General features: G+C 57.7%; 10 protein-coding genes. All 10 read left to right on the top strand.

The window, feature by feature from the left end; translation table 11 throughout:
* Position 1 precedes the first annotated feature (1 nt).
* The gene (lpxB, locus tag AAEZ03_RS17145) at positions 2 to 1,129 is read left to right on the top strand and encodes a lipid-A-disaccharide synthase (RefSeq protein WP_153373636.1); all 1,128 of its coding nucleotides are present in this window, start codon (positions 2 to 4) and stop codon (positions 1,127 to 1,129) included.
* Between the two features lie 14 nt (positions 1,130 to 1,143).
* Positions 1,144 to 1,770 carry a ribonuclease HII gene (rnhB, locus tag AAEZ03_RS17140; RefSeq protein WP_123749725.1) on the top strand — a complete coding sequence of 209 codons (627 nt, stop codon included), beginning with the start codon at positions 1,144 to 1,146 and terminating at the stop codon, positions 1,768 to 1,770.
* A gap of 78 nt (positions 1,771 to 1,848) precedes the next feature.
* Positions 1,849 to 5,370 carry a DNA polymerase III subunit alpha gene (dnaE, locus tag AAEZ03_RS17135; protein ID WP_350580200.1) on the top strand — a complete coding sequence of 1,174 codons (3,522 nt, stop codon included), beginning with the start codon at positions 1,849 to 1,851 and terminating at the stop codon, positions 5,368 to 5,370.
* Positions 5,371 to 5,554: 184 nt separating this feature from the next.
* On the top strand, positions 5,555 to 6,502 hold the full coding sequence (gene accA, locus AAEZ03_RS17130) for an acetyl-CoA carboxylase carboxyl transferase subunit alpha (RefSeq protein WP_048368083.1): 948 nt from the start codon (positions 5,555 to 5,557) through the stop codon (positions 6,500 to 6,502).
* 257 nt (positions 6,503 to 6,759) lie between these two features.
* A complete protein-coding gene (gene tilS, locus AAEZ03_RS17125; protein WP_350580197.1) occupies positions 6,760 to 8,076 on the top strand; it encodes a tRNA lysidine(34) synthetase TilS in 1,317 nt (438 codons plus the stop codon).
* A gap of 272 nt (positions 8,077 to 8,348) precedes the next feature.
* Complete coding sequence (gene pyrG, locus AAEZ03_RS17120) at positions 8,349 to 9,980, top strand: CTP synthase (RefSeq protein WP_048368080.1); 1,632 nt, start codon at positions 8,349 to 8,351, stop codon at positions 9,978 to 9,980.
* 5 nt (positions 9,981 to 9,985) lie between these two features.
* Positions 9,986 to 10,831, top strand: coding sequence for a 3-deoxy-8-phosphooctulonate synthase (gene kdsA, locus AAEZ03_RS17115; RefSeq protein WP_048368078.1), 846 nt, complete (start codon positions 9,986 to 9,988; stop codon positions 10,829 to 10,831).
* 154 nt (positions 10,832 to 10,985) lie between these two features.
* Positions 10,986 to 12,275, top strand: a complete 1,290-nt coding sequence (eno, locus tag AAEZ03_RS17110) for a phosphopyruvate hydratase (RefSeq protein WP_350580193.1) — start codon at positions 10,986 to 10,988, stop codon at positions 12,273 to 12,275.
* Between the two features lie 169 nt (positions 12,276 to 12,444).
* Entirely contained in the window at positions 12,445 to 12,723 is a 279-nt protein-coding gene (ftsB, locus tag AAEZ03_RS17105) for a cell division protein FtsB (protein WP_003440483.1), read from the top strand.
* Positions 12,720 to 13,424, top strand: coding sequence for a 2-C-methyl-D-erythritol 4-phosphate cytidylyltransferase (gene ispD / locus AAEZ03_RS17100; protein WP_048368073.1), 705 nt, complete (start codon positions 12,720 to 12,722; stop codon positions 13,422 to 13,424). Before ftsB ends, ispD begins: the two co-directional genes overlap by 4 nt.
* Positions 13,425 to 13,488: the final 64 nt, after the last annotated feature.

Genomic DNA, 13,488 nt, shown 5'->3' with positions numbered 1-13,488 from the left:
CATGGCCAGATTGCGTATTGCTCTGGTGGCTGGCGAAGCCTCCGGTGACATTCTCGGCTCCGGTCTGATGCGTGCGCTCAAGGCCCGTCATGGGGATATCGAGTTCATCGGCGTCGGCGGTCCATTGATGGAAGCAGAGGGCATGAGCTCTTACTTCCCGATGGAGCGCTTGTCGGTCATGGGCCTGGTAGAAGTGCTTGGCCGCCTGCGTGAGCTGCTCAAGCGCCGCAAAGAGCTAGTTAAAACGCTGATTGCTGAAAAGCCTGACGTGTTTATCGGTATCGACGCCCCTGACTTCACCCTTAACATCGAGCTGCAATTGCGCCGTGCCGGGATCAAGACCGTGCACTACGTCAGCCCGTCGGTGTGGGCGTGGCGTCAGAAGCGAGTGCTGAAAATTCGCGAAGGCTGCGACTTGATGCTCACGCTGTTCCCGTTTGAAGCCAAATTCTACGAAGAGAAGGGCGTGCCGGTGCGTTTTGTCGGCCACCCGTTGGCCGATGCCATCCCGCTTGAAGCTGACCGTGCTGCTGCGCGTGCTGAGCTGGGCCTGCCCGATGGCCCGCTGATCGCCTTGATGCCCGGCAGTCGTGGCGGAGAAGTCGGCAAGCTGGGCGGTTTGTTTCTAGATGCTGCGCAGAAGGTCTATCAGGCGCGTCCTGAGGTACGTTTTGTATTGCCGTGCGCCAATAACGCGCGTCGCATTCAGATTGAGCAATCGCTGGTGGGCCGTGACTTGCCTTTGACCTTGCTCGATGGCCGGTCACACCTGGCGCTGGCCGCCTGTGATGCGGTGTTGATCGCCTCCGGTACCGCGACCCTTGAGGCGCTGCTGTACAAACGGCCGATGGTGGTTGCGTATCGCTTGTCGTCGCTGACGTTCTGGATCCTCAAACGTCTGGTCAAAAGCCCGTACGTGTCGCTGCCCAACCTGCTGGCTCAGCGTATGTTGGTGCCTGAGCTGTTGCAGGATGCTGCAACGCCAGACGCGCTGGCTGACACCGTCTTGCCTTTACTGGACGGTGGTGAGGAACAAACACGCGGCTTTGACGAGATCCATCGCACATTGCGTCTCGACGCTTCCAATCAGGCCGCAGACGCGGTGCTGGGCCTGATCGCAAAATCTTAATGAGTACAGTGACTATGCAAATCGGATTGGACTTCAATCTGGTCAATCAGGTTGAAGACCTGGTTGCCGGTGTTGATGAAGTCGGTCGTGGCCCGTTGTGCGGTGCCGTGGTCACGGCAGCGGTCATTCTTGACCCGATGCGCCCGATCGCGGGCCTAAACGACTCGAAAAAACTGACCGAAGCGCGTCGTGAAAAGCTTTTCGATGAGATTCGCGAAAAAGCCCTGAGCTGGTGCATTGCGCGGGCTGAAGTCGAAGAAATCGACGAACTGAACATTTTGCACGCCACCATGCTGGCCATGCAGCGGGCGGTAGAGGGGCTGAGCATCACCCCTAAGCTGGCGATGATTGACGGCAACCGCTGCCCCAAGCTGGCCATGCCGGCTGAAGCGGTGGTCAAGGGCGATAGCAAGGTCCCGGCCATTGCTGCCGCTTCGATTTTGGCCAAGGTCAGTCGTGACCGCGAGATGGCGGCCTTTGAGCTGCAGTACCCCGGTTATGGTATCGGTGGGCACAAGGGTTATCCGACTTCCGTCCATCTGGAAGCCCTTGAGCGTTTGGGCCCGACGCCTATTCATAGACGCTCGTTCGGCCCGGTTCGCCGTGCGTACGAAGCGCGTGAAGGCCTTGCCAAGGTTTAGTCGCGAGGCTGATGTTTTTGCCAAGGCCCGGTACAATCCGGGCCTTGTTGTTTTCCAAAGCTGATAGACAGGATCACCATGCCGGCTTCATTCGTTCACCTGCGCCTGCACACTGAATACTCCCTGGTCGATGGCCTGGTGCGGATCAAACCGCTGATCAAAACCCTGGCCGGCATGAACATGCCCGCCGTAGCGGTGACCGATCAGAACAACATGTGTTCTCTCGTCAAATTCTATAAAACCGCCATGGGCGGCGGTATCAAGCCGATTTGTGGTGCCGACCTGTGGCTGTCGAACAAAGACCCGGATAACCCGCTGAGCCGTATCAGCCTGTTGGCGATGAATGCCGTGGGTTACCGCAACCTGACCGAGCTGATCTCGCGGGGCTTTATCGACGGTCAGCGCAATGGTCAGGTGATCATTGAGCGTGAGTGGGTCGCTGAAGCGGCCGACGGTTTGATCATGCTGTCGGCTGCCAAAGAGGGCGAGATCGGCCTGGCGTTGCTCAGCGGTAATGCCGAAGAGGCGCGCACCCTGGCGCTTGAGTGGATGGCGGTGTTCCCCGAGCGCTTTTATCTCGAAGTTCAGCGCACCAGCCGTCCCAATGATGAAGATCACCTGCACGCCGCCGTTGCGCTGGCCGATGAGATCGGTGCGCCATTGGTGGCCACCAACGATGTGCGCTTCATCAAGCAGCAAGATTTCGAGGCCCACGAAACCCGCGTATGCATTGGTGAGGGCCGGGCGCTGGATGATCCGCGCCGCTCCAAGAACTACAGCGACCAGCAGTACCTGAAAAGCGCCGAAGAAATGGCCGAGCTGTTCAGTGACCTGCCGGAGGCGCTGGCCAACACGGTCGAAATTGCCAAGCGCTGCAATATTGACGTGAAACTGGGCACTCACTTCCTGCCTAACTTCCCGATTCCCGATGGCATGACCATCGATGAATATTTCCGCAAAGTGTCCTTTGAAGGCCTTGAAGAGCGCTTGACCGTTCTGCTGCCCAAAGACACCACCGAAGACTACGACGCCAAGCGTCAGGTGTACGTCGACCGGCTGAATTTCGAGCTGGATATCATCATCCAGATGGGGTTCCCCGGTTACTTCCTGATCGTAATGGACTTTATCCAGTGGGCCAAAAGCAACGGCGTGCCGGTGGGGCCTGGCCGGGGGTCGGGTGCAGGGTCGCTGGTGGCGTATGTGCAGAAGATCACCGACCTTGATCCGCTGGAATACGACCTGCTGTTCGAACGATTCCTTAACCCGGAACGGGTATCGATGCCCGACTTCGACGTCGACTTCTGCATGGATGGTCGCGACCGGGTTATTGAATACGTGGCTGAAAAATACGGGCGTAACGCCGTAAGCCAGATCATCACCTTTGGTTCGATGGCTGCGAAGGCGGTAATTCGCGACGTGGCGCGAGTTCAGGGCAAGTCCTACGGCCTGGCTGACCGCCTGTCGAAGATGATCCCGTTCGAAGTGGGCATGACCCTCGAAAAGGCCTTTGAGCAGGAAGAGATCCTGCGCGACTTCATCAAGGTCGATGAAGAGGCTGCCGAAATCTGGGAAATGGCGCGCAAGCTTGAAGGCGTTGTGCGTAACGTGGGCAAGCACGCCGGTGGTGTGGTTATCGCCCCGACCAAACTCACGGACTTCTCGCCGATTTACTGCGATGAAGAGGGTGGCGGTCTGGTCACCCAGTTCGACAAGGATGACGTTGAGTCGGCAGGTCTGGTGAAGTTCGATTTCCTCGGTCTGCGGACCCTGACAGTCATCGACTGGGCGCTGAAAACCATCAACCGTGACCGCGCCAAGGTCAATGAAGCGCCGCTGGACATCGCCTTTATCCCGCTGGACGACAAGCCCACGTACCAATTGCTGCAAAAAGCCGAGACCACTGCGGTGTTCCAGCTTGAGTCGCGCGGCATGAAAGAGCTGATCAAAAAGCTTAAGCCCGACTGCCTTGAAGACTTGATCGCACTGGTGGCCCTGTTCCGTCCGGGCCCGCTGCAATCAGGCATGGTTGATGACTTTATCAACCGTAAGCACGGTCGCGCCGAACTGGCGTACCCGCACTCCGACTACCAGTACGAAGGCCTCAAGCCGGTATTGGCGCCGACCTACGGCATCATCTTGTATCAGGAACAGGTGATGCAGATTGCTCAGGTCATGGCCGGTTACACCCTTGGCGGCGCTGACATGTTGCGTCGAGCCATGGGTAAGAAAAAACCCGAAGAAATGGCCAAGCAGCGCGGCGGTTTCATCGAAGGCTGTGGCAACAACAATATTGATGCCGACCTTGCCGGTAACATTTTCGACCTGGTAGAGAAATTTGCCGGTTATGGTTTCAACAAGTCTCACTCCGCAGCTTACGGTCTGGTGTCGTACCAGACGGCCTGGCTGAAAACCCACTACCCGGCACCGTTCATGGCCGCGGTACTGTCGGCGGATATGCACAACACTGACAAGGTTGTGACCCTGATCGAAGAAATTCGCAGCATGAAGCTGCGTCTGGACGCGCCCGATGTGAATGCCTCGGAGTTCAAGTTCACGGTGAACGACGAAGGCCGCATTATTTACGGCCTTGGCGCGATCAAAGGGGTGGGTGAGGGGCCGGTTGAGGCCATCACCGAAGCACGCAAAGACGGACCGTTTACTGATCTGTTCGATTTCTGTGCCCGTGTTGACCTCAAGCGGATCAACAAGCGTACCCTCGACGGTTTGATCCGCAGTGGTGCGCTGGACCGTCTTGGGCCGTACTTCTATGACGAGCCGAAGGCTTATCAGGCGCATATCGACCTGAACCGCGCGGTGTTGCTGACGGCGATGGAAGAAGCAATCAAATCGGCCGAACAAACTGCGCGCACCCACGACAGCGGGCATGCCGACTTGTTTGGCGGCTTGTTTGTCGAAGAAGACGCTGATGTGTATGCCAACCACCGCAAGGCTAAGGAACTGACCCTCAAGGAGCGCCTCAAAGGTGAGAAAGACACCCTTGGGCTGTACCTGACCGGCCACCCGATTGATGAATATGAAGGTGAGATTCGCCGCTTTGCCCGTCAGCGCATTATTGATCTGAAACCGGCGCGGGACACTCAGACCGTCGCGGGGATGATCATTGCCTTGCGCGTGATGAAGAACAAAAAGGGCGACAAGATGGGCTTTATCACCCTGGACGACCGTTCAGGGCGCATCGAAGCCTCGTTGTTTGCCGAGGCCTTTCATTCGGCGCAATCGCTGTTGCAGACTGACGCAATGGTGGTGGTCGAAGGCGAGGTCAGCAATGATGACTTCTCCGGCGGCCTGCGTTTGCGGGTCAAGCGCGTGATGAGCATGGAAGAAGCGCGCACCAGCCTGGCTGAAAGCCTGCGTCTGAAAGTGACGCAAGCGGCGCTCAAAGGCGATCAATTGCGCTTTTTGGGCGAATTGTTCAAAAAACACCGTGGGGCGTGCCCGATCACCCTGGACTACACCGGCGCAGACGCCAAGGCTTTGCTGCAGTTTGGCGAAAGCTGGCGAATTGATCCGGCAGACAGCTTGATTCAAGCGTTGCGTGACCAGTTTGGCCGAGACAACGTCTTCCTCCAATACCGTTGACGGTCAGGGGCGATACACGCGCCCTGACCTCGACCTGAATTTTTAATCTCGACCTGAGAGCGCCTCTCCCTTAAGGTAGGCGCGATACAGATCAACCGGCTGCCCCAGTCGGGTTGGATTCACCAGCAAATGCTGGGCTTCAAACCCGCTGGCATGCTTTGCCGCCGACCCAAGACGGATGCTTATGAACCCGAATTTTCTTGATTTCGAACAGCCGATTGCTGACCTGCAAGCCAAAATCGAAGAGTTGCGCTTGGTCGGTAATGACAACTCGCTGAACATCAGCGATGAAATCTCTCGCCTGCAAGACAAAAGCAAAACGCTGACTGAAGATATTTTCGGCAAGCTGACCAGCTGGCAAATTGCTCGTCTGGCCCGTCACCCGCGTCGTCCTTACACCCTGGACTACATCGATCACATCTTCACCGAGTTCGACGAGCTGCATGGCGACCGTCACTTCTCGGATGACGCCGCCATCGTGGGCGGTATTGCGCGTCTGGATGACCAGCCCGTGATGGTGATCGGTCACCAGAAAGGCCGCGAAGTGCGCGAGAAAGTTCGCCGTAACTTCGGTATGCCGCGTCCGGAAGGCTACCGCAAGGCGTGCCGTCTGATGGAAATGGCTGAGCGTTTCAAAATGCCGATCCTGACCTTCATCGACACACCGGGTGCTTATCCTGGTATCGACGCTGAAGAGCGCAACCAGAGCGAAGCGATTGCCTGGAACCTGCGGGTGATGGCTCGCCTGAAAACCCCGATTATCTCCACCGTTATCGGTGAAGGCGGTTCGGGCGGTGCATTGGCGATTGGTGTTTGCGACCAGTTGAACATGCTGCAGTACTCGACGTACGCGGTGATCTCGCCGGAAGGTTGCGCCTCGATTCTGTGGAAAACCGCCGAAAAAGCGCCGGACGCAGCAGAAGCCATGGGTATTACCGCTGAGCGCCTGAAAGGCCTGGGTATTGTTGACAAGATCATCACCGAGCCATTGGGCGGTGCCCACCGTGATCCGGCCGCAGCCTCTGCGACCATCCGTGGTGAGCTGCTGTCGCAATTGGACATGCTGAAAAAGCTGGACACCGAAACCTTGCTCAAGCGTCGTTATGACCGCCTGATGAGCTACGGTCTCTGATTAAAGCTTGCCCTCACCCCAACCCTCTCCCGGGGGGAGGGAGCTGATTAGCGGTGTTCTAGAGTTCGCATCCAGTCAGTTCCCCTCCCTCTGGGGGAGGCGCTGATTAGCGGTGTTCTAGAGTTCGCATCCGGTCAGTTCCCCTCCCTCCGGGGGAGGCGCTGATTAGCGGTGTTCTAGAGTTCGCACCCGGTCAGTTCCCTCTCCCTCCGGGAGAGGGCTAGGGTGAGGGGCTTTTGATCTGGACGGTGCTCGATATGCCCAACCTCTCAACGCAACTGCTTCAAGCCCTGACCCCCTGGCGCAACGCCAATACCTGGCACGTCGCACTCTCTGGCGGCCTTGATTCAACCGTTCTGCTGCACCTGCTCGCCCATCTGCGTCAAACCCATTCGCTTCCTGCTCTGTCCGCCGTCCATGTGCATCATGGCTTGCAGTCTGCTGCTGATTCCTGGCCGGCGCATTGTCAGGCGCTGTGTGATTCGCTGGCTGTGCCGTTACAGGTGTTCCAGGTGCAGGTCCGCCCAGGCGCTAGCCTTGAGCGTGCTGCACGAGAAGCGCGCTATCAGGCTTTTGAAACCGTCACCCAGGCGGGCGAAGTCTTGCTGACGGGGCAGCACCGTGATGATCAGGCAGAAACCGTGTTGTTTCGCCTGCTGCGGGGGTCAGGGGTGAGCGGGGTGGCCGCCATGCCCCGTGAGCGGGCGCTGGGGCGGGGCCATTTGTGCCGTCCCTTGCTGGATGTCTCTCGCGCCGAGTTGGAAGCCTACGCGCGCGCACACGGCTTGAGCTGGGTCGAAGACCCTTCGAACACCCAGACCGACTTCTCACGTAACTATCTACGTCATGAAGTTTTTCCAGCCCTGACCAAACGCTGGCCGCAAGCCGCGGCGAGCCTGGCGCGCACGGCTGCCCATTGTGCCGAGGCGCAAGGCTTGCTCGACGAGTTGGCGCAACAGGATCTCGCCGCTGCAACCCCGCATAGTGAGTTCTCCTGGCTTGGCCTGCCGTCCCTGGCGCTGGCACCGATTGCCGCGCTTTCAGCGGCCCGTCAACGCAACGCGTTGCGCCATTGGCTGGCCGGTTTCACTCAACTGCCGGACACCGATCATTGGGCCGGGTGGGAAACCCTGCGCGATGCCCGCGAAGATGCGCATCCGATATGGACATTGGCCGATGGTCAGTTGCACCGAGCTGGCGGCCACCTCTGGTGGTTGAGCGGCGACTGGTTGCGTCAGCCTGTTGCGCCATTGGCGTGGGAGCAGGCGGATTTGCCATTGAGCCTGCCGGGTAATGGTCAGTTACGTTTGCACGGTGAGATTCCCGCAGGTCCTTTGCACGTGAGCTATCGTCAAGGTGGTGAGGTGATGCAACTGGCGCAGCGCGGGCATCGGGATCTCAAGCGTTTGCTCAACGAACACGGTGTACCCGGCTTTGTGCGTGGCAGATTGCCGCTGTTGTACCGCAATGAGCAGTTATTGGCGGTGGCAAACCTTCAGGGATTGGCTTGCGACCCCTGTGGGCGTTGGCAATTGCAGTGGTTGCCAACTTCCAGCGATCAAGGTTTGAGCTGAAAGGGGCTTTCCGGTAGACTACGCTCCCTTCTTGATACAACTTCTGTAAATTCACCGGAATTGCAGATGTTGCCGATTACCAAGCAGTCTTTGCTGGGCGATTTTAAAAAAATGTGTGGCTTGTATCGAACCGTTGGTCTCCATCGGTCTGTTTCAACGCAGCAGTTTTTCGAAAGGTGCACTGTGACTAATGCTGGTGATTGGGGGCTTCGGCCTTCCTTCGCTCTCCCCGGCGGCTCTGACCGCTTTAACGCAGACTTCTAGGGTTTTTCATGACGCGCTACATCTTCGTCACGGGCGGTGTTGTTTCTTCATTGGGGAAAGGCATTGCCTCGGCTTCATTGGCAGCCATCCTGGAGGCGCGGGGACTTAAGGTCACCATGCTGAAGCTGGACCCCTACATCAACGTTGATCCGGGCACCATGAGCCCGTTCCAGCACGGTGAAGTGTTCGTCACTCATGACGGCGCCGAGACCGACCTGGACTTGGGCCACTACGAGCGGTTCATCCGCACGACCATGACCCAGAACAACAACTTCACCACGGGCCGCGTTTACGAACACGTCCTGCGCAAGGAGCGCCGTGGTGATTACCTGGGGGCGACCATCCAGGTGATTCCGCACATCACTGACGAAATCAAGCGTCGGATCATCAAGGGCGCCGGCGATGCCGACGTAGCGATGGTCGAGATTGGCGGCACTGTGGGTGACATTGAGTCCCAACCGTTCCTCGAGGCTATCCGTCAGCTGCGCATCGAAGTGGGCGCCAAGCGCGCCATGCTGATGCACCTGACTCTGGTTCCGTACATCGCCACTGCTGGCGAAACGAAAACCAAACCAACGCAACACTCGGTTAAAGAATTGCGCTCCATCGGCCTGCAGCCAGACGTTCTGATCTGCCGTTCCGATCACCACGTTGATGTGTCTTCGCGTCGCAAGATCGCGCTGTTCACCAACGTTGAAGAGCGTGCGGTCATTTCTCTGGAAGACGCCGACACCATCTACAAGATCCCGGGCATGTTGCACGCTCAGGGCCTGGATGATTTCGTCGTTGAGCGTTTTGGCTTGCAGTGCAACAGCGCCGACCTGTCCGAGTGGGACAAAGTGGTCGACGCCAAGCTCAACCCTGAGCGTGAAGTCACTATCGCCATGGTTGGCAAGTACATGGAACTGCTGGACGCGTACAAGTCGCTGATCGAAGCGATGAGCCACGCCGGTATTTCCAACCGTACCAAGGTCAACCTGCGTTACATCGACTCCGAAGACATCGAAAACAAAGGCACTGAACTGCTCGAAGGCGCTGACGCCATTCTGGTTCCGGGCGGCTTCGGTCTGCGCGGCGTAGAAGGCAAGATCACCGCGGTTCAATATGCTCGCGAGAACAAGGTGCCTTACCTGGGTATCTGCCTGGGCATGCAAGTGGCCGTTATCGAGTTCGCACGTAACGTGCTGGGCTGGAAAGACGCCAACTCCACCGAGTTCGATCGCAGCAGCGGCCACCCGGTTGTGGGCTTGATCACTGAGTGGGAAGACGCCACCGGTGCAGTCGAAACCCGTACCGAAACCTCTGATCTGGGCGGCACCATGCGTCTGGGCGCGCAGGATTGCCAACTGGCAGCCGGCTCCAAGGTTCATGATTGCTATGCCAAGGACGTGATTGTTGAACGTCATCGTCATCGCTATGAAGTGAACAACAATCTGCTGCCACAACTGATCGAAGCGGGCCTGAAAGTGACCGGTCGTTCCGGTGACGGCGCGCTGGTAGAAGTGGTTGAAGCACCGGATCATCCTTGGTTCGTGGCGTGCCAGTTCCACCCGGAGTTCACCTCGACTCCTCGTGATGGTCACCCTCTGTTCAGCGGTTTCGTTAAAGCAGCATTGGCGCAACACGAGAAGAAGGCTTAATCAGCATGGCGCAAAAAATTATCCGCGTAGGCAATATCGACATTGCCAACGACAAGCCAATGGTCTTGTTCGGTGGCATGAACGTGCTGGAAAGCCGTGATATGGCCATGCAGGTGTGCGAAGAATACGTACGTGTTACCGAAAAGCTCGGTATCCCTTACGTATTCAAGGCCAGTTTCGACAAGGCTAACCGTTCATCGATCAACTCTTACCGTGGCCCCGGCCTGGAAGAGGGCATGCGGATTTTTCAGGACATCAAGCAAGCGTTTGGTGTGCCGGTGATCACCGACGTCCACGAGCCTGCGCAAGCAGCCGTGGTCGCCGAGGTCTGCGACATCATCCAGTTGCCGGCTTTCCTGTCGCGCCAGACTGATCTGGTTGTGGCCATGGCCAAGACCGGTGCCGTGATCAACATCAAAAAAGCCCAATTCCTTGCGCCTCAGGAAATGAAGCACATCCTGAGCAAGTGCGAAGAAGCGGGCAACGATCAGTTGATCCTCTGTGAGCGTGGCTCAAGCTTTGGCTACAACAACCTTGTAGTCGACATGCTGGGCTTCGGCATCATGAAGCAATTTGAATACCCGGTCTTTTTCGACGTGACCCACGCGCTGCAAATGCCCGGTGGTCGCTCCGACTCTGCCGGTGGTCGTCGTGCCCAGGTCACTGACCTCGCCAAGGCTGGCATCAGCCAGGGCCTGGCCGGTTTGTTCCTTGAGGCGCACCCGGATCCTGACAATGCCAAATGCGATGGCCCTTGCGCCTTGCGTCTGGACAAGCTTGAGCCTTTCCTGGCTCAACTGAAGTCGCTGGATGAGTTGGTTAAAAGTTTTCCGACAATAGAAACGGCCTGATCCGCTTTTCTCCGGTAAAGTACCGCACGATTTCTCGGGCCCTTGTGGCCCGAGCTTTATCGTCCGCAAGGCTGCCCGTTTTTCGATCCTTGCCGGCGATAACCAGATTTCCCTCAGCTGCGTCGTTTTCGTCAACTTTGGAGTGCTTACAACAATGGCAAAAATCGTCGACATCAAAGGTCGTGAAGTTCTCGACTCCCGTGGCAATCCCACTGTGGAAGCCGACGTGCTTCTCGACAACGGCATCATCGGCAGTGCTTGCGCGCCTTCCGGTGCTTCCACTGGCTCGCGCGAAGCGTTGGAGCTGCGTGATGGCGACAAGAGCCGTTACCTGGGCAAAGGCGTGCTGAAAGCGGTTGCCAACATCAACGGCCCGATTCGCGACTTGCTGCTGGGTAAAGACCCAGTTGATCAAAAAGCGCTGGACCACGCGATGATCGCGCTGGACGGCACTGAAAACAGAGGCTCGCTGGGCGCTAACGCAATCCTGGCGGTGTCTCTGGCAGCAGCCAAGGCTGCAGCTCAGGACCAGGACCTGCCGCTGTACGCGCACATCGCCAACCTGAACGGCACGCCGGGTGTTTACTCGATGCCGGTCCCGATGATGAACATCATCAACGGTGGCGAACACGCTGATAACAACGTCGATATCCAGGAGTTCATGGTTCAGCCAGTTGGCGCCAAGACCTTCTCCGACGCACTGCGCATGGGCACCGAAATCTTCCATCACCTCAAAGCTGTGCTCAAGGCCCGTGGCCTGAACACCGCAGTGGGCGACGAAGGTGGTTTCGCACCTAACCTGGCGTCCAACGAAGATGCACTGAAAGTGATCTCCGAAGCGATCGCCAACGCCGGTTACACCCTGGGCACTGACGTGACCCTGGCACTGGACTGCGCGGCCAGCGAATTCTACGAAGACGGCAAATACAACCTGTCCGGCGAAGGTCAGGTGTTCAGCTCCGAAGGCTTCGCCGAGTACCTGAAAGGTCTGACTCAGCGCTACCCGATCATCTCCATCGAAGACGGTCTGGACGAGTCCGACTGGGATGGCTGGAAAATCCTGACCGACAAAATCGGTGAGAAAGTTCAACTGGTAGGTGACGACCTGTTCGTGACCAACACCAAGATCCTGAAAGAGGGCATCGATAAAAACATCGCCAACTCGATCCTGATCAAGTTCAACCAGATCGGCACCCTGACCGAAACTCTGGAAGCCATCCAGATGGCCAAGGCCGCTGGTTACACCGCTGTGATCTCGCACCGTTCCGGTGAAACCGAAGATTCCACCATTGCCGACCTGGCCGTGGGCACCTCGGCTGGCCAGATCAAAACCGGTTCCCTGTGCCGTTCGGACCGCGTTTCCAAGTACAACCAATTGCTGCGTATCGAAGAGCAATTGGGTGCTAAAGCCAAGTACAACGGTCGTGGCGAGTTCCGCGGCTAAGCAGTTGGTGGTAAAAAGACAACAGGTTGTGTCAGAAAACTCGCCATCGTGGGTGTTTTGACACTAACCTGATGCTTATCAAGTACAAGCCTGGTTCTTCCAGGCTTTGTACTGTTGGTTGTTTACGTTTGTCGGCATGGCTGTCTTTTCACTGGATACCTGATATTCGATGCGCAGTCCCAATTGGTTGTTCCTCATTTTGCTCTTGCTTCTGGCTGGCCTGCAGTATCGCCTGTGGGTGGGGAATGGGAGTTTGGCGCAGGTGACAGATCTGACGCAGCAAATTGCTGATCAGCATGCTGAAAACGAAGTGCTGTTGGAGCGTAACCGCGTGCTGGATGCGGAAGTCCTCGAGTTGAAAAAAGGCATGGAGACCGTTGAAGAACGGGCCCGCCATGAATTGGGAATGGTTAAAGAGGGCGAAACCCTCTACCAGTTGGCCCAATGAGAATCGCATCACCGGCCTTTTGGGCCGTGATTCCTGCCGCGGGCGTGGGTGCCCGTATGGCCGCAGACCGTCCCAAGCAATATTTGCAGTTGGGCGGGCGCAGTATTCTTGAACACAGCCTTGGCTGTTTCCTTGATCACCCTGGCCTTAAAGGTTTGGTGGTCAGTCTGGCGTTTGATGATCCGTTCTGGCCCTCTTTGCGATGTGCTGCCGACCCGCGTATTGCCCGGGTTGACGGTGGCCGCGAGCGTGCCGATTCAGTGTTGAACGCCTTGTTGTACCTGCATGCGCAGGGCGCCAGTGATGATGACTGGGTGCTAGTGCACGATGCTGCGCGGCCCAATTTGTCACGCGAAGACCTCGACAAGCTGCTCTACGAACTGGCCGACGACCCGGTGGGTGGTTTGCTGGCGGTTCCGGCGCGAGACACGCTCAAACGCGTGGACAAAAATGGCCGGGCAGTCGAAACCGTCGACCGCAGCTTGATCTGGCAGGCCTACACGCCGCAGATGTTTCGTTTAGGCGCCCTGCATCGCGCCTTGGCTGACAGCCTGGTGTCGGATGCGACCATTACCGACGAGTCCTCGGCAATGGAATGGGCGGGGCAGGCGCCACGCCTGATCGAAGGCCGTTCAGACAACATCAAAGTCACCCGCCCCGAAGACCTTGAATGGCTGCGGCTGCGCTGGGCTAACCGCTGATCCCCGCGTAGGAGCGAGCTTGCCTCGCGATCTTTTGATCGTTTAAAAGATCGCGAGGCAAGCT

Source organism: Pseudomonas sp. HY2-MNA-CIBAN-0224, assembly GCF_040310285.1.
In the GTDB taxonomy this organism is placed as follows: domain Bacteria; phylum Pseudomonadota; class Gammaproteobacteria; order Pseudomonadales; family Pseudomonadaceae; genus Aquipseudomonas; species Aquipseudomonas helleri.
The sequence above is the reverse complement of the archived record's forward strand: the minus strand, read 5'-3'. Positions and strand labels throughout refer to the sequence as shown.